Genomic DNA, 16,233 nt, shown 5'->3' with positions numbered 1-16,233 from the left:
GGGCGGGTGGGAAAGGGACTTGGGGTGAGCGGTGGGCTCAGGGGCGCGGCAGGACCCGGCCGGGCCCGCTCGGGGTGGCGAGCACCCCCGCGGTGAAGCCGCCGGCGGGCACGTCGCCGACGACCACGGAGCCGGGGGCGACGACCGCCCCGTCGCCGAGCCGGCACGGGCCGACGACCGTCGCCCCCGCGCCGATCGAGACACCGGCGCCGATCCGGACGGGCCCGCCCTGCCAGGGCAGGGAGCGAAGGCCCAGGTCGTGGCCGCTGGAGACGACGAGGACTCCGTCGCCGAGGTCCGTCTCCGGGCCGATGTCGATGCCGCCGGACCCCTCCAGGATCGAGCCGGCGCCGATCCTGACGCGCGCGTCGAGGCGTACGCCCCCGTGCGGTGACGGTCCGTCGGGGCGGCCCATGGCGATCACCCCGACGCCCAGGTGTACATCGGGGCCGCCGGAGAGGGCCGCGTCGAGGAAGCCGCCCCCGTCCGAGGTCCAGTGGGCGGGCGCAGGGGTCCGTCCGGCATCGCCGCGGGCCCGGACCCGCTCGATGGTGGCGGTGAAGTCGGGCGCTTCGTCCTCGGTCACCTCGCGCCGCCGCAGCACGCGCGCCGGGCGGCCCACGACGATCACGTCGGGGGGAACGTCGGTGACGACGTGCGCCCCGGCGGCGACGACGGCCCCCGGGCCGATGTGGACTCCCGGTTCCACCACGGCCCGCGCGCCGATCCAGGCGCCGGCCCCGAGCGTGACGGGGGCGGCGTCCGGACGGCCGATGCGGGCCAGTGAGGCGATCTGGCAGCCGCTCGCCACGCGGGCTCCGTCCAGCCGGCAGCGGAAGCCGACGAAGACCCCGCCCGCGAGGGCGGATCCGCTCACCGACGTACCGAACCGGATCCAGGTGCCGGGCCCGACGGTCGTGCCGGGCGCCGTCACGGTGTCGCCCTCTATGAGCGCCGACGGCGCCAGGGAATGTTTCATGGCGCCTGAAACTAGTGTTCCGGTGCCACGCTCCGCAACCACGCCCGGAGTTTGTGTCCGCTCTTTCCGGCGCGGTTCCCGCGGAATCGAAGTTTTCAGATTCATCCCTCTTGGGGGAATGCTGAATTCCGCTTGTACTTCCCAAGTGCGAACTTGACGAAGTCATTGCCCTCCGTGCGACCGCCGCCACACTGTGCTGACCTCGGCGTTGGCTAGTATAGTGTTGCGCAGGCATGTTCGACGTTCTACGATCTTTGGACATCACCTCAAGCGGCCGCTGTGTCCAGGCTTGAGGTGCACGAAGGCAACGGGGGGATCGCCGGATGGGCGATATTGTTCCGTTTCCCCTTCCTTTCGCATTTCCTTGCTGGCGCCGTGCGCCGCGGAATATCAGGTGAAGACCGTCGAAGGGCGGAAACATTTCATGCACGTATTGGTGACCGGTGGTGCTGGTTTCATCGGTGGAAATTATGTGAGAAGACTCCTCGACGGCCGGTCGGACCTGTCGGTCGACCGCGTGACCGTGCTCGACAAGCTGACCTACGCGGGCAACCTCGCCAACCTCGCCCCGGTGGCGGACCATCCCGGGCTGCGTTTCGTCGAGGGCGACATCGCCGACCCGGAGCTCGTCTCGAAGCTGCTCGGTGACGTGGACGCGGTGGTCAACTTCGCCGCCGAGACCCACGTCGACCGTTCCATCCACGACCCGGCCGAGTTCGTCCGTACCAATGTCCTCGGCACCCAGAACCTGCTGGACGCCGCGCGGACCGCCGGCCTCCCGAGGTTCGTCCACATCTCCACGGACGAGGTCTACGGTTCCATCGACGAGGGCGCCTGGACCGAGGAACGGCCCCTGGCCCCCAACTCGCCCTACGCGGCGGCCAAGGCGGGGGCGGACCTGCTCGCCCTGGCCTACACGCGGACCCACGGGCTGAACCTCTCCATCACGCGCTGCAGCAACAACTACGGCCCGTACCAGTTCCCCGAGAAGGTCATCCCGCTCTTCGTCACCACCCTCCTGCAGGGCGGATCGGTGCCGCTGTACGGCGACGGCCTCAACGTGCGCGACTGGCTCCACGTCGACGACCACTGCCGGGGCATCGATCTCGTCCTCGCCGAAGGCGCGTCCGGAGAGGTCTACAACATCGGCGGCGGCCGGGAACTGAACAACCGTCGCCTCACCGAACTGATCCTCGACGCCTGCGGTGCCGACTGGTCCGCCGTCCGCCCGGTCGCCGACCGCAAGGGACACGACCGCCGCTACGCCCTGGACGACTCCAAACTGCGCGCGCTCGGCTACCGCCCCGAAGTCACCTTCGAGGACGGCCTCGCCGAGACGATCGCCTGGTACCGGGAGCACACCGACTGGTGGCGCCCGCTCCTCCCGGCCGTCCCCGCCGTACCCGCCGTCGGCGCGAGCCCGAGCCCGAGCCCGGCCATGAGCACCGCCATGAGCACCGCCACGAGCACCGACGCCCGCTGACGGACGTCCCACCACCCCGCCCACGGGGAGACGCCCACCGCCCCCCGCTCGGACCTCGCCGTCACCGGTCTGTACATGGAGAAGCGCCAGGGCCGGCTCCGGGCAGTACGTCATGGAGCCGGCGACCGCCTGAGCCGCCCCGGCCGGATGCAGCCGCCCCGGCCCGGACGTCCCTCCACCCCTCCGCCACTCTTCCACGGCCGCTGTGCCCGCAGTCAGGCCGTGGCCTCGCCGCAGGGTCCGTCACGCCCGGCCGGGTTCCCGCCCGGCCGGTCGGACCGGCCTGTACCCACCTCGAAAGGTGCCACAGATGAAGGTCCTCCACCTGCCGGCCGAGACCGGCACCGGTCACAACATGCGGGCCCTCGCGGTGGCCGCGAAGGTGCGCACCCTGTTCCCCGGAGCGGAGCAGCACGTGTACCTCGGTTCCAAGAGCGCACTGTTCACCCCGATGTTCGAGGAGCTCGGCGTGCACGTGCACACCGCCTCCGATCAGCAGGACCACGCCAACACCTCGCAGCTCGCCCGGCGCTTCGACTGGACCTCGTACGTCACCGGTTACCTCAACCGCACGTTCATCAGCGGCGACCGGATGCTCGCCGCGATCGCCCTGATCGGCTCCGTCCGTCCCGACGTGGTCGTCAGCGACTACAACGTCGCTGCGTGCCTGGCCGCCGAGGTCTCCGGGGTCCCCTACGTCCTTGTCACCGAGCGCTACGACTTCACCCTCGGCCAGATCGACAACGCCGCCCTCCTGGAGGCCGGCTTCATCCTCGACGACCCCGATGAGGTCGACGCCATCCGGGCCTCTCTCACCACCCTCTTCCGGTGGGTGACCCGACGGGCCCGCGCCGTCCTCACGGACAAGCCGGACGTTCCCGAACTCGACCGGGGAACCCCGGTGTTCGAGGCCCTCGCGGCCGGCAACGGCCACGTCGTCGGCCCGATCGTCCGCGATGAGTGCGCGGCCGACCCGGCGCCCCGCGCCGAGATCGACGCCCGTTTCGGTCTGCACGGCACCGAGTACGCCATCGTCGGCTTCGGCGGCACCACCATGTTCACCGAGAACAAGGAACGGCTGCTCGCCGAGTACCTCACCGCCTTCGAGAAGCTGCGCACCGAGCACCCGGACGCCCGGCTCGTCGTGATCGGCCGCCAGACGTTCACCGAGGAGGTCGACGGGGTCGTCCTCGTCGACTACGTGTCCGACTGGCATTCCCTGGTCAAGCACTCCAAGGTCATCCTCTCGCCCCCCGGCTGGCTGTCGGTCACCGAGCTCGCCGTGATGAACGCCCCGGTCGCCTACGTGCTCAGCGGGCGGGACGAGTACCACGAGCGGGAGGCCATGACCCGGCTCGACCACCTCGGGTACACCACGGCCACCGAGCCCGACGCCGACACCCTGCTCGCCATCCTGCGCACCGCCTTCGACGAACCGGAAGCCTTCCGGCGCCGGGCCGCGGAGGCGTCCAAGGCCATCGCACCGACGGGCAACGGGGCCGAGGCGGCCGCGAAGCTGATCGGCCAGGTGGTGGCCGAGGCCTCCGCCGGCAGGCAGCTCGCCGAAGCGGTCTGACCCGCGGCCCCGCCCAGCCGCACGTACCACCGGCCCAACCCCGCACCACGAGACCATCACCGACCCGAGGTGTTTCGATTGTCCGCGTATCTGTCCGCGTATCCCGAATTCTCCGAGCCGCCCGCGCTGCCGTCGGCGACCCGCATGATGCTGCGCAACGAAGGCTCCACGACCGTGCTGCTGCAGTCACTCATGGACTCCCCGCTGTCCGCCGAGGTACTGCCCGGCCCCGACCCCGCCACCCTGCGGGCCTCCGGTCACCTCACCGACGTGTTCGGGCCCGGACCCCACCCGGACCTGCGGATCCGCCGCTCCCGCCTGCGCGACCGCACGGGCGCCGTGGTCAGCGAGAACCTGATCACCTTCCGCCGGGCCGACGCGGCCCACGTGATACCCGGGGGCGACACCCCCTTCGGCCTGCACACACGCAGCCTGGGCCTGTACGAACGCCGCCGGATCCTCGCCACCGGCCTCACCGTCGAACGCTTCGGCCTGCTCCCGGTCGGCTCGCCCGGCCGCGTCTACGAAATCGCCTTCTCCAACCACGTCACGGTCCTCGTGCACGAGGTCTTCAACCCCCGCTTCGTGACCACCACGACCGAGGCCGGGACGGGGCCGTCCGCCGGGCTGCCCGACCACCAGCCCCGCTGGCCCGATCTCCGGGAGACGGCCCACGTCCGCCGGGTCCTCGCCCACGCCGATCCGCTCGTTCCGATGCCGGAGGCCCGTGCCCTGCGCACGGAACTGGCCGGCCCGTCCTTCCTCCTCCAGGGCGGCGACTGCGCCGAAACCTTCGCCGACAACACCCCCCGCTCCGTGCGCAACCGTGTCGACGTGCTGCGCGCCATGGCCGAGCGGATCGCCGGGGGCTCCGGGGCCCGGGTCGTCACCGTCGGGCGCATCGCCGGCCAGTACGCCAAGCCGCGCTCGTCATCCGTCGAACGGCGCGGCGGCACCTCGCTCCCCTCCTACCTCGGCGACGCCGTCAACGCCGCCGCCTTCACGGAGGCCGGTCGCGTCCCCGACCCGAAGAACCTGCTGCGCGCCTACCGCGAGTCGGCCAAGACCCTCTCCTTCCTGGCCGGTTCGGGGATCTACACCTCCCACGAGGCCCTGCTCCTCGACTACGAACTCCCCCAGGTCCGCACCTCACCCGTCGACGGTGCCCGCTGGGCCCACTCCGGTCACATGCTGTGGATCGGGGAGCGCACCCGGTCGCTCAGCGGCCCGCACATCGGGTTCGCCTCCGGCATCGCCAACCCGATCGCCGTCAAGATCGGCCCCGGCTGCACTCCTGACGAACTCCTCGCCCTCCACGCGGTCCTCAACCCGGACAACGTTCCCGGCCGGCTCACCTTCGTCCTGCGGATGGGCCGGGCACTGGCCTACGAGCGCGCCCGCGAACTGCTCACCGCGGCGTCCACCGTGGGCCTTGCCGACCGCTTCGTCAGTGACCCCATGCACGGCAACGGGGTCACCAGCCCGGGCGGGATCAAGACCCGCACCATGCGGGCGATCGAGGAGGAACTGCGCGGCTTCTTCACCGCCTGCCGCGAGACCGGCACTCCTCCCGGCGGCGTCCACCTGGAGCTGTCCGGGGACGACGTCACCGAGTGCGTGGACGTGGACATCGACGACACCTGGCTCGGGCGCCGCTACCACACCTCGTGCGACCCCCGCCTCAACCCGTCCCAGTCCCTCCACCTGGCCGACCTGATCGCGACCCTGCTCGTCACCACCACTCCGGCCCTCAGCCTGACCGCCTGACCGGCCGCCGGGCGCGGTGCGGGGGACGGGCCGACCGACACCTGACGGTGTGCAGCGCGCCCGTCCCCCGCCCCACCCCGGCATCCGCCCCGACCCAGAAAGGCGCCCGCCCATGCGCGGAATCATCCTCGCCGGAGGCTCCGGCACCCGGCTCCGCCCGCTGACCAGCGTCCATTCCAAGCAGCTGCTCCCGGTCTACGACAAGCCGATGATCTACTACCCCCTCTCGGTGCTGATGCAGACCGGGATCCGGGAGATCCTGATCATCTCCACCCCCGAGCACCTCGGCGCCTACCGCTCCCTCCTCGGCGACGGCGGCCGGCTCGGCATCCGCCTCGAGTACGCGGTGCAGGACCAGCCCAAGGGCCTGGCCGAAGCCCTCCTGATCGGCCGCGAGTTCGTCGGTGACGAACAGGTCTGCCTGATCCTCGGGGACAACATCTTCTACGGGCACGGTCTGCCCGACATGCTCCGCGCCGAGGCCGCCCGCCTCGACGGCTGCACCCTCTTCGGTTACCCCGTCAGCGATCCCGAGCGCTACGGGGTGGCCACCGTCGACGAGGACGGCACCATCCTCACCCTGGAGGAGAAGCCCACCGCCCCCCGCTCGAACCTCGCCGTGACCGGCCTCTACCTGTACGACAACGACGCTCTGGACCTCGCCGCCGGGCTTGCGCCCTCGGCCCGCCAGGAACTGGAGATCACCGACCTCAACCTCCGCTACGTGGAGCAGGGCCGGGCCCGCCTGGTCAACCTCGGACGGGGCTCCGCCTGGTTCGACACCGGTACCCACGACAGCCTCCTGGAGGCCGCGACGTTCGTCCAGGTGCTGGAGAAGCGCCAGGGCATCCGCATCTCCTGCGTCGAGGAAGTCGCCTACCGCATGGGCTACATCGACGCCGAGCAGCTTGCCGCCCTGGGCGGGGAGCTGTCCCCCTCCACCAGCTACGGCCGGTACGTACTGGAACTGGCCGGCGCCGCATGAGCATCGCCCCCGCCGTGAGGGGGCGGGCGGCCACCGCCACGGCGGGCCGCCCGCCGGCCCGGCGCCGTCGCCCCCTCACCGTGCTCCTCCTGTGCTGGCTGGTCGTCCTCTTCGACGGCATGGACGTCAACGTCTACGGCGCGGTGATGCCCCGGATGCTCGCCGACCCCGGACTGGGCCTGGACCCCGCCACGGCGGGGACCGTCGGCAGCTGGACCACCTTCGGCATGCTGATAGGGGCCCTCGCCGCGGGTAACCTCACCGACTGGACCGGCCGTCGGCCGGTGATCGTCGGCGGCACCCTGCTGTTCTCGGCCGGCTCGGTGCTGTGCGCCGCCGCCCCGGGGGCCGAGTCCTTCGGACTGGGGCGGTTCGTCACCGGCCTCGGCCTCGGCGGGGTCATGCCCGTCTGCCTGAGCATGGTGATGGAGTTCGCGCCGGGCGCCCGCGCCGCCCTGACCGCGGGCGTGCTGATGACCTCCTACCACGTGGGGGGCATGCTCGCGACCGGCCTGGGCCTCACCCTGGCGGCCGGCAGCGGATGGCGCGCGGTCTTCTGGGCCGGAGCCGTGCCCGCGCTGGTGGCCGTACCGCTGCTGCTGTGGCTGCTGCCCGAGTCGCCGGCCGTACTGCTCGCCAAGGGGCGCACGGACCGGGCCCGGCAACTGGCGGACCTGTACGGTCTGCGGCTCCGGCACGCCACGGCGGCGCCGCAGGCGGTCGGGGTCCGGGCCCGGTGGCACGCCGCCCTGGCGCTGTTCCGCGGCCCCGGCCGCCGGGCCACCCCGCTGCTGTGGGCCGCGTCCTTCTGCGGGCTGCTGCTCGTCTACGGCGTGAGCACCTGGCTGCCCCAGCTCATGCGGGCCGCCGGATACGGCCCCACGTCCTCGGTCGCCTTCCTCCTCGTCATCAACGCGGGCGGGATCGTCGGCATGCTGATCGCGGGCACCGTCGCCACCCGGTTCGGAGTCGCCCGTGTCTCTGCGGTCTGGTTCCTGCTGACCGCGGTCGGCGCACTGCTGCTCAGCCTGCGGCTGCCGCTCCCCGTCACGTACGTGATCGTCGCGGTGACCGGCATCTGGCTGTTCAGCGCCCAGGTCATGGTGTACGCCACCGTCCCCGCCCTCTACCCGGCCGGGCAGGTCTCCGCCGGCCTGGGCTGGGCCACCGGAGTCGGCCGTCTCGGCGCGGTCATGGGCCCCGCTCTCGGCGGGGCCGTCGTCGCCCACGGGGCACAGCGGTGGGCCTTCGTCATCTTCGCCGCGGCCGGCCTGACCGGCGCGCTGGCGATCCACCTCGCAGGGAGGACCCCATGCCCCTCGGACAGCTAGGGCGCATCGCCAGCGCGTACGACGGGCGCGGCGGCGTCGCGGACCCGTGGCCCGCCCCGCTCCGGGAGGCACGGTGAGCAGGCTGCGCTGGCTGACCGCGGGTGAGTCGCACGGCCCGGCACTGGTGGCCGCACTGGAGGGCCTGCCCGCCGGCGTCCCGGTGACCACCGCCCTGGTGGCCGCCGACCTCGCCCGGCGCAGGCTCGGGCACGGCCGCGGCGCCCGGATGGTATTCGAGCGGGACGAGGTCACGATCCTGGGGGGCGTCCGCCACGGCCTGTCCCTCGGTTCACCGGTGGCGGTCATGGTCGGCAACACGGAGTGGCCGAAATGGCAGCAGGCCATGTCGCCCGACCCGGTGGACGGTGCCTCCCTCACGGCGGGCACGGGCCGCAACGCCCCTCTGACCCGTCCCCGCCCGGGCCACGCCGACCTGGCCGGCATGCAGAAGTACGGCTTCGACGAGGCCCGCCCGATCCTGGAGCGCGCCAGCGCCCGGGAGACGGCGGCCCGCGTCGCGCTCGGTGCGGTCGCCCGCTCCTTCCTGCGGGAGGCCGCGGGAATCGCGATCGTGTCGCACGTGGTGGGACTGGCCTCGGTCCGGGCCCCGAACGGTGCGTACCCCACCCCGGCCGATGTGCCGGCGCTGGACGCGGACCCGGTGCGCTGCCTGGACGCGGCGGCGTCGAGGGCGATGGTCGCGGAGATCGACCGGGCGCACAGGGACGGCGACACCCTGGGCGGCGTGGTCGAGGTCCTCGCGTACGGGGTTCCGGTCGGCCTCGGCTCGCACGTCCACTGGGACCGCCGTCTGGACGCCCGCCTGGCCGGTGCCCTGATGGGCATTCAGGCGATCAAGGGCGTCGAGGTGGGCGACGGCTTCGCGCTGGCCCGCGTGCCGGGCTCAAGGGCCCATGACCAGATGATCCCGACACCGGAGGGCATCGCGCGCACGACAGCCCGTGCGGGCGGCACGGAAGGCGGGCTGACGACGGGGCAACCGCTGCGCGTCCGCGCCGCGATGAAGCCGATCGCCACGGTCCCGCGCGCCCTGGCCACCGTCGACGTCGCCACGGGCGAGGCCGCCACGGCGCACCACCAGCGCTCGGACGTCTGCGCCGTCCCGGCGGCCGGTATCGTCGCCGAGGCCATGGTCGCCCTGGTCCTGGCCGACGCCGTGGTGGAGAAGTTCGGCGGCGACTCGCTCCCCGAGACCCGCCGCAACGTCCGCTCCTACCTCGACGGTCTCCGCATCCGGACCCGCTGAGACCGGAACGCCGGCCGGCGGGCGAGGTGCAGTGGGGTGGCGGACAGCGGCTCCGGCGGGGGGCCGCCGCCGTGTTCGGGCTCAGCGCTCGACCGGCAGGCCCGTCGGTTCCTTGATGCGCTTCATGATGATCTGGGAGTTGACCTCGGTGATGCCGGTGAGGGACGTCAGCTTCTCGATCCAGAGGCGTTCGTACGCGCGCAGGTCCGCGACGGCGATGCGCAGCAGGCAGCCGGGGCTGCCGAAGAGGCGGTAGGCCTCGATGACGTCGGGGATGTCCTGGAGGGCGGCCTCGAAGGCCTCGACCGCGGCGCGGTCCCGGCGTACCTCTACGGAGACCAGCACCTCGAAGCCGCGGTCGACCGCCTCGGGGGCGATCACCGCGCGGTAGCCCTGGATCACCCCGTCCTGTTCGAGCTGGCGTACGCGGCGCATGCAGGGAGAGGGGGTCAAGCCGACACGCTGGGCCAGTTCCTGGTTGCTGAGGCGGCCGTCGGCCTGGAGCTCACGCAAGATATCGCGGTCAATGGCGTCCATGGAGCAATTATCACCCAGCGTTTATGAACGGAGGGGGCGAAACTGGCAATCGCGTTGCGCATAGATCTCACTATCATTGCCAGCTCAGCACATCTGTACGAGGTATCGCCCGTACGTGAGGAAGGGTGGCCATGGGACGGATCGTCGTCATCAGCACCGGCGGCACGATAGCCAGCCGCTGGCAGGGTTCCGGCTTCGCCGCCGACGCCGACGGGCGTGAGGTCATGGCCACCGCGCCGCTGCCCGAGGACATCACCGTCGAGGTGGTGGACCTGTTCAGCGTGAACAGCCCCCGGCTGACCACCGCCCACCAGCTCACCCTGCTGCGCACCGTGCACGAGGTGCTCGCCGACCCGGGCGTGGACGGCATCGTCGTCACGCACGGAACCGACACCCTGGAGGAGTCGGCGTTCCTCGTCGACCTGCACCACCACGACCCGCGCACCGTGGTCTTCACCGGCGCGCAGCGGCCCATGGGCACCGCCGACGGGGACGGCCCCGGCAACCTCTACGACGCGCTGCTCACGGCCGCGAGCACGCGGGGGCTCGGCGTGCTGATCGCCTTCGGCGGGCGGGTGCACGCGGCCCGCGGCACGGTGAAGACGCAGGCGGTGGCGCTGGACGCGTTCGCCGACCCCTCGAAGGAACTGCTCGGCAAGATCGGCTTCGGCAAGGTCACGATGCTGCGGAGCCCGCAGCGCCCGGAGCCGCTGCCGCTGCCGGCGATGCCGGAGGTGCCGCCGCGGGTGGACGTCGTGATGCACCACGCGGACGGGGACCCGGTGCTGCTGAACGCCGCGCTCGCGGCGGGTGCGCGGGGGCTGGTCCTGGTCGGTACGGGGGCCGGGAACGCGACTCCCGAGATCGTGGAGGCGGTACGGGACGCCATCGCGCGGGGCGTGCTGGTCGCGCTGACCACGCGGGTCGCCGCCGGGCCGGTGACCGAGATCTACACCCACGGCGGAGCCGTGGACCTGGTGGCCGCGGGCGCCGTCCCGACGGGCACCCTGCGCGCCCCGCAGGCACGGATCGCCGTACTGTCGGCGCTGCTGGCCTCCGAGGACGAGGCGGACCGCGTCCGCATCCTCCAGCGCAGCGTCTCCTCGGCGGAGCCGGCGCTCGTCACCGCCTGAGGCCGGTGTCCGCGGGGGCGGCGCCGCCGCCCCCGCGCCCGGGGTCAGCCCTGCCCGAACGCCGCCAGGATGCGGTCCGCCGCCGAGGTGGGGGTGAGCGTGCCCGCGCGGATCGCCGCCTCCAGGGCGGGGGACAGCTCGCGGACCGCCGGATTGCCGCGCAGCCGGTCCAGGAGCTCGTCGCGCACCATCGACCAGGTCCACTCCACCTGCTGCTGCGCCCGCTTGGCCGCCAGGCGGCCTCCCGCGTCCAGCAGGCGGCGGTGCTGCTCCAGGCGGTTCCAGACCTCGTCCAGGCCCGCCGACTCCCGCGCGCTGCACGTGAGGACCGGCGGGGTCCAGGCCGCGTCCGCCGGGTGCATCAGGCGCAGGGCGCCCGACAGCTCCCGCGCCGCCGCCTTCGCGTCGCGCTCGTGCGGGCCGTCCGCCTTGTTCACCGCGAGGACGTCCGCCAGCTCCAGGACACCCTTCTTGATGCCCTGCAGCTGATCGCCCGTACGGGCCAGGGAGAGCAGGAGGAAGGAGTCCACCATGCCGGCGACCGTCGTCTCCGACTGGCCCACGCCCACCGTCTCGACGAGGACCACGTCGTAGCCCGCCGCCTCCATGACGATCATGGATTCGCGCGTCGCCTTCGCCACCCCGCCCAGCGTGCCCGCCGAGGGGGAGGGGCGGACGAACGCCGCCGGGTCCACCGACAGCCGCTCCATCCTCGTCTTGTCGCCCAGGATGGAGCCGCCCGTGCGCGTGGAGGAGGGGTCCACCGCGAGGACCGCCACCCGGTGGCCCAGCCCCGTCAGCATCGTGCCGAACGCGTCGATGAACGTGGACTTGCCGACCCCCGGCACCCCGCTGATCCCGATCCTGCGCGCCCGTCCCGTGTGCGGGAGCAGCTCCGTCAGCAGTTGCTGCGCCAGCGCGCGGTGGGCGGGCAGGGTGGACTCGACGAGGGTGATGGCGCGCGCGATGAACGCGCGCTTCCCGCCGAGGACCCCCTTGGCGTAGGCCTCGATCTCGATCTTCGGAGCCATCGGCCGCGCCTACAGCTCGTGGCCCAGATCCGCGGCCAACCGCGTCACCAGGTCGTGGGCCGCGTCCGGGATCACCGTGCCGGGCGGGAACACCGCCGCCGCGCCCATCTCCAGCAGCGTCGGCACGTCGGCCGGCGGGATCACCCCGCCCACCACGATCATGATGTCCTCGCGCCCCTCCTCCGCCAGCTGCTCGCGCAGCGCCGGTACGAGGGTCAGGTGGCCGGCCGCCAGCGACGACACGCCCACCACGTGGACGTCCGCCTCGACGGCCTGGCGGGCCACCTCCGCCGGGGTCTGGAACAGCGGGCCGACGTCCACGTCGAAGCCCAGGTCGGCGAAGGCGGTCGCGATCACCTTCTGGCCGCGGTCGTGCCCGTCCTGGCCCATCTTGGCGACCAGGACCCGCGGGCGGCGGCCCTCCGCCTCCTCGAAGCGGTCGACCAGTGCGCGCGTGCGCTCCACGTTCGGGGACTCTCCCGCCTCGGTCCGGTACACACCCGAGATCGTACGGATCTGGCTCGCGTGCCGCCCGTACACCTTCTCCAGCGCGTCCGAGATCTCACCCACGGTCGCCTTCGCGCGCGCCGCGTCCACCGCCAGCGCGAGCAGGTTCCCGTCCGCGCGGTCGGCCGCGTTCGTCAGCGCGCGCAGCTTGTCCTGCGTCACCGCCTCGTCGCGCTCCTCGCGCAGCCGGCGCAGCTTCTCGATCTGCTGCGTGCGCACCGAGGAGTTGTCGACCTTGAGCACGTCGATCTGCTCGTCGTTCTCCACCCGGTACTTGTTCACGCCGATCACCGGCTGGCGGCCCGAGTCGATGCGCGCCTGCGTCCGCGCCGCGGCCTCCTCCACGCGCAGCTTCGGGATGCCCGCGTCGATGGCCTGCGCCATGCCGCCGGCCGCCTCGACCTCCTGGATGTGCTGCCAGGCCCGGCGCGCCAGGTCGTACGTCAGCTTCTCGACGTACGCGCTGCCGCCCCACGGGTCGATCGACCGGCAGGTCCCCGACTCCTGCTGGAGCAGGAGCTGGGTGTTGCGGGCGATGCGCGCCGAGAAGTCCGTCGGCAGCGCGAGCGCCTCGTCGAGCGCGTTGGTGTGCAGCGACTGGGTGTGCCCCTGGGTCGCCGCCATCGCCTCGATGCACGTACGCGTCACGTTGTTGAAGACGTCCTGAGCGGTCAGCGACCAGCCCGAGGTCTGCGAATGCGTGCGCAGCGAGAGCGACTTGGCGTTCTTCGGGTCGAACTGCTTGACGAGCCGCGCCCACAGCAGGCGGGCGGCGCGCAGCTTCGCCACCTCCATGAAGAAGTTCATGCCGATCGCCCAGAAGAACGACAGGCGCGGTGCGAACGCGTCCACGTCCAGCCCGGCGCCCTGACCGGCCCTCAGGTACTCCACGCCGTCCGCGAGGGTGTACGCGAGCTCCAGGTCGGCCGTGGCCCCGGCCTCCTGGATGTGGTACCCGGAGATCGAGATCGAGTTGTACCGCGGCATCTTCTGCGAGGTGAACGCGAAGATGTCCGAGATGATCCGCATCGACGGCTTGGGCGGATAGATGTAGGTGTTGCGGACCATGAACTCTTTGAGGATGTCGTTCTGGATGGTCCCGGCGAGCTTGTCGGGGGAGACGCCCTGCTCCTCCGCCGCCACGATGTAGAGGGCGAGGACCGGCAGCACCGCGCCGTTCATCGTCATCGACACCGTCATCTTGTCCAGCGGGATGCCGTCGAAGAGCTGCCGCATGTCGTAGATCGAGTCGATCGCCACGCCCGCCATGCCGACGTCACCCGTGACGCGCGGGTGGTCGCTGTCGTAGCCGCGGTGCGTGGGCAGGTCGAAGGCGATCGACAGGCCCTTCTGGCCGGCCGCGAGGTTGCGCCGGTAGAAGGCGTTCGACTCCTCGGCCGTCGAGAAGCCCGCGTACTGGCGGATCGTCCACGGCTGGTTGACGTACATCGTCGGGTACGGGCCGCGCAGGTACGGGGCCATGCCCGGGTAGGTCCGCAGGAAGTCCAGGCCCTCCAGGTCCCGGCCCGTGTACAGCGGCTTCACGCCGATGCCCTCGGGGGTCTCCCACAGCAGGTCGCCGGCGGCGGTCCCGGTGGACTCCTTCACCGCCGCGCGCCACTGGTCCTCGGACCCGGCCGCGGTGCCCGCGCCGTTCAGCGCGAGTTCGGAGAAATCGGGGATGCTCACAGGGAGACTCCCATCCGGTCGAGTACGGAGGACAGTACGGCGACCGCGTCGCAGCCCGCGAAGACGTACTCGTCCACGGCGCCGGCCGCGGTACCCGGCTTGCCCGCGAGGAACACGGTCGTCGCGCCGGCCGCGCGCAGGGCCGCGGCCACCGCCCCGGCCTGCTCCTCGTACAGCGGATCGCTGGAGCACAGCACGGCCATGCCGTCCGCGCCGCTCGCGGCATAGGCCTCGGCGGCCGTGGCCGGGTCCACCGACACCGGGTCGTGGACCGGTTCGACGCCGCCCGCCTGGAACAGGTTCGCGGCGAAGGTGGCGCGCGCGGTGTGCGCCGCCGCGGGTCCCAGCGCGGCGAGGAAGATCCGCGGCCGGTGGCCCGTCGCGGCCAGGTGCGCGTCGCTGCGGGCGCGCAGCGCCTCGTACGCCTCGTCGCGCCGTACGCGGGGCAGCCCGCCGGTGGGGCCCGCCGGGGCGGGCTCGCGGTCGAGGGGCTTCTCGGAGAGCAGCGGGAACTCGCTGACGCCCGTGATGGGTTCACGGCGCTTGGCGAGCTTCTTGGAGCGCTCGGCCCAGGTGGCGGCGAGCCGCTCGGCGACCAGTCCGGAGCGCAGGGCGGCGGCCAGGCCGCCGGCCTTCTCGATCGTCTGGAAGAACTCCCAGGCGGCGTGCGCCAGTTCGTCGGTCAGCCGCTCCACGTAGTACGAGCCGCCGGCCGGGTCGATGACGCGGGCCAGGTGCGACTCCTCCAGCAGGATGGTGGAGGTGTTGCGGGCGATGCGGCGCGCGAAGGCGTCCGGCAGGCCGAGTTCGTGGTCGAAGGGGAGCACGGTGACCGAGTCGGCGCCGCCGACGCCCGCCGCCATGCAGGCGACGGTGGTGCGCAGCATGTTCACCCACGGGTCGCGACGGGTCATCATCACCGGCGAGGTGACGGCGTGCTGGCGCTGGGCGCCGGCCTCGGGGGCCCCGCAGGCCTCCGCGATCCGGGCCCACAGGCGGCGCGCGGCGCGGAACTTCGCGATGGTGAGGAACTGGTCGGCGGTCGCGGCGTAGCGGAACTCCAGCTGGCCCAGTGCCTCGCCCGTGGGGGCGCCGTCCTGCGTCAGGGCGCGGAGGTAGGCCACCCCGGTCGCCAGGGACAGGCCGAGTTCCTCGGCGGCCGAGCCGCCCGCCTCGTGGTACGGCAGCGCGTCGACGGTGAGGGCGCGGATGCCCGGCCAGTGCGCGGCGGCCTCCCGGGCGAGGCCGACGGCGCCGGCGAGCTCCAGGACCTCACCCGTACGGGCCTCATGGCCGAGGGGGTCGGCGCCGAAGCTCGCGCGGGCGGCCGCGGGGGCCACCTGCCGCTCGGCGTACAGGCGCAGCAAGGCGCGGGCGGCGTCGGCGTATTCGGCTCCGGCGTCGAGGCAGACGGGCGCCAGGTCGAGGTAGACGCCGTCGAGGGCGCGGGGGAGCGCGTCGACGGGGAGGCCGCCGCAGGAGTCGCCCACGGACAGCCAGAGGGAGGTGACCCCGTTCTCCAGGTCGGTGAGAACGGCCTCGTTCACCCGTACGGGGTCGTTTCCGACATACCGCTGACGTACGTCCCAGCCGTCGGCGGCACCGCCGGCGGGGCTGCCACCCCGTATGAACGGCGCGAAACCGGGGAACCCGGTCTCTTCGGCCGTTTCGGGCGCGGTGTACAGCGGGCGGGTGGTGAGCCCGTCCTCAAGCTTCGTGGACAACGCGTCTTCTGCGGCTTCGCCGGATACGTCCTTGCCGGACTTGCGTAGAACGCCCTCTACCAGGCGCTGCCACTGCTCATGCGTCGCGTCAGGGAACTCGGCGGCCAAGGAGAGCCCGTCATCAGGCAGGACCGTCATGGCTCGAATGCTAGGGGGGTGGGCTCGCGAACGACTATAACCACCGCATGTGATCTCCCCCTCTCATGTGAGAGGGGTCGGGTCAC

The 16,233-nt window shown here is 72.4% G+C and carries 12 protein-coding genes; 7 read left to right on the top strand and 5 right to left on the bottom strand.

Annotation, left to right across the window (positions count from 1 at the left end):
* Positions 1 to 37: 37 nt before the first annotated feature.
* Positions 38 to 979 (bottom strand): acyltransferase, encoded by a 942-nt coding sequence (locus tag CP980_RS35525; RefSeq protein ID WP_208834774.1) that lies wholly within the window; start codon positions 977 to 979, stop codon positions 38 to 40.
* A gap of 424 nt (positions 980 to 1,403) precedes the next feature.
* Between CP980_RS35525 and rfbB the strand changes: the two genes are divergently transcribed.
* The 6 genes from rfbB (at position 1,404) to aroC (ending at position 9,388) form a co-directional block, all read left to right on the top strand.
* Positions 1,404 to 2,462, top strand: coding sequence for a dTDP-glucose 4,6-dehydratase (rfbB, locus tag CP980_RS08065; RefSeq protein WP_229907206.1), 1,059 nt, complete (start codon positions 1,404 to 1,406; stop codon positions 2,460 to 2,462).
* A gap of 310 nt (positions 2,463 to 2,772) precedes the next feature.
* On the top strand, positions 2,773 to 4,038 hold the full coding sequence (locus CP980_RS08060) for a glycosyltransferase family 28 protein (RefSeq protein WP_132759146.1): 1,266 nt from the start codon (positions 2,773 to 2,775) through the stop codon (positions 4,036 to 4,038).
* 78 nt (positions 4,039 to 4,116) lie between these two features.
* A complete protein-coding gene (locus CP980_RS08055) occupies positions 4,117 to 5,805 on the top strand; it encodes a 3-deoxy-7-phosphoheptulonate synthase (protein ID WP_229907196.1) in 1,689 nt (562 codons plus the stop codon).
* 112 nt (positions 5,806 to 5,917) lie between these two features.
* On the top strand, positions 5,918 to 6,790 hold the full coding sequence (rfbA, locus tag CP980_RS08050; protein ID WP_150527854.1) for a glucose-1-phosphate thymidylyltransferase RfbA: 873 nt from the start codon (positions 5,918 to 5,920) through the stop codon (positions 6,788 to 6,790).
* Complete coding sequence (locus CP980_RS08045; RefSeq protein WP_150527853.1) at positions 6,787 to 8,121, top strand: MFS transporter; 1,335 nt, start codon at positions 6,787 to 6,789, stop codon at positions 8,119 to 8,121. Before rfbA ends, CP980_RS08045 begins: the two co-directional genes overlap by 4 nt.
* Positions 8,122 to 8,194: 73 nt before the next feature.
* Positions 8,195 to 9,388, top strand: coding sequence for a chorismate synthase (gene aroC, locus CP980_RS08040; RefSeq protein WP_150527852.1), 1,194 nt, complete (start codon positions 8,195 to 8,197; stop codon positions 9,386 to 9,388).
* 81 nt (positions 9,389 to 9,469) lie between these two features.
* Here aroC and CP980_RS08035 read toward each other — a convergent pair whose 3' ends face one another.
* A complete protein-coding gene (locus CP980_RS08035; RefSeq protein WP_132759142.1) occupies positions 9,470 to 9,925 on the bottom strand; it encodes an Lrp/AsnC family transcriptional regulator in 456 nt (151 codons plus the stop codon).
* 131 nt (positions 9,926 to 10,056) lie between these two features.
* Between CP980_RS08035 and CP980_RS08030 the strand changes: the two genes are divergently transcribed.
* Positions 10,057 to 11,058, top strand: coding sequence for an asparaginase (locus tag CP980_RS08030; protein WP_150527851.1), 1,002 nt, complete (start codon positions 10,057 to 10,059; stop codon positions 11,056 to 11,058).
* A 44-nt stretch (positions 11,059 to 11,102) separates the two neighbouring features.
* Here CP980_RS08030 and meaB read toward each other — a convergent pair whose 3' ends face one another.
* From meaB to CP980_RS08015, 3 genes are read right to left on the bottom strand one after another with little or no spacing between them, the layout of a single operon-like run.
* Positions 11,103 to 12,089: a methylmalonyl Co-A mutase-associated GTPase MeaB gene (gene meaB, locus CP980_RS08025; RefSeq protein ID WP_132759140.1), complete on the bottom strand. Its 987-nt coding sequence runs from the start codon at positions 12,087 to 12,089 to the stop codon at positions 11,103 to 11,105.
* Between the two features lie 9 nt (positions 12,090 to 12,098).
* Positions 12,099 to 14,285: a methylmalonyl-CoA mutase gene (gene scpA, locus CP980_RS08020; RefSeq protein ID WP_132759139.1), complete on the bottom strand. Its 2,187-nt coding sequence runs from the start codon at positions 14,283 to 14,285 to the stop codon at positions 12,099 to 12,101.
* On the bottom strand, positions 14,282 to 16,147 hold the full coding sequence (locus CP980_RS08015) for a methylmalonyl-CoA mutase family protein (protein ID WP_150527850.1): 1,866 nt from the start codon (positions 16,145 to 16,147) through the stop codon (positions 14,282 to 14,284). The genes scpA and CP980_RS08015 overlap by 4 nt, the downstream gene beginning before the upstream one ends.
* Positions 16,148 to 16,233: the final 86 nt, after the last annotated feature.

The sequence above is a fragment of the Streptomyces vinaceus genome, assembly GCF_008704935.1.
GTDB lineage: Bacteria > Actinomycetota > Actinomycetes > Streptomycetales > Streptomycetaceae > Streptomyces > Streptomyces vinaceus.
This window is presented reverse-complemented; position numbering and strand designations above follow the sequence as displayed.

Excerpts from the sequence above, each read along its gene's own strand:
- CP980_RS35525 (WP_208834774.1), bottom strand. The coding sequence starts at position 979 with ATGAAACATTCCCTGGCGCCGTCGGCGCTCATAGAGGGCGACACCGTG.
- rfbB (WP_229907206.1), top strand. The coding sequence starts at position 1,404 with ATGCACGTATTGGTGACCGGTGGTGCTGGTTTCATCGGTGGAAATTAT.
- CP980_RS08060 (WP_132759146.1), top strand. The coding sequence starts at position 2,773 with ATGAAGGTCCTCCACCTGCCGGCCGAGACCGGCACCGGTCACAACATG.
- rfbA (WP_150527854.1), top strand. The coding sequence starts at position 5,918 with ATGCGCGGAATCATCCTCGCCGGAGGCTCCGGCACCCGGCTCCGCCCG.
- CP980_RS08045 (WP_150527853.1), top strand. The coding sequence starts at position 6,787 with ATGAGCATCGCCCCCGCCGTGAGGGGGCGGGCGGCCACCGCCACGGCG.
- CP980_RS08035 (WP_132759142.1), bottom strand. The coding sequence starts at position 9,925 with ATGGACGCCATTGACCGCGATATCTTGCGTGAGCTCCAGGCCGACGGC.
- CP980_RS08030 (WP_150527851.1), top strand. The coding sequence starts at position 10,057 with ATGGGACGGATCGTCGTCATCAGCACCGGCGGCACGATAGCCAGCCGC.
- meaB (WP_132759140.1), bottom strand. The coding sequence starts at position 12,089 with ATGGCTCCGAAGATCGAGATCGAGGCCTACGCCAAGGGGGTCCTCGGC.
- CP980_RS08015 (WP_150527850.1), bottom strand. The coding sequence starts at position 16,147 with ATGACGGTCCTGCCTGATGACGGGCTCTCCTTGGCCGCCGAGTTCCCT.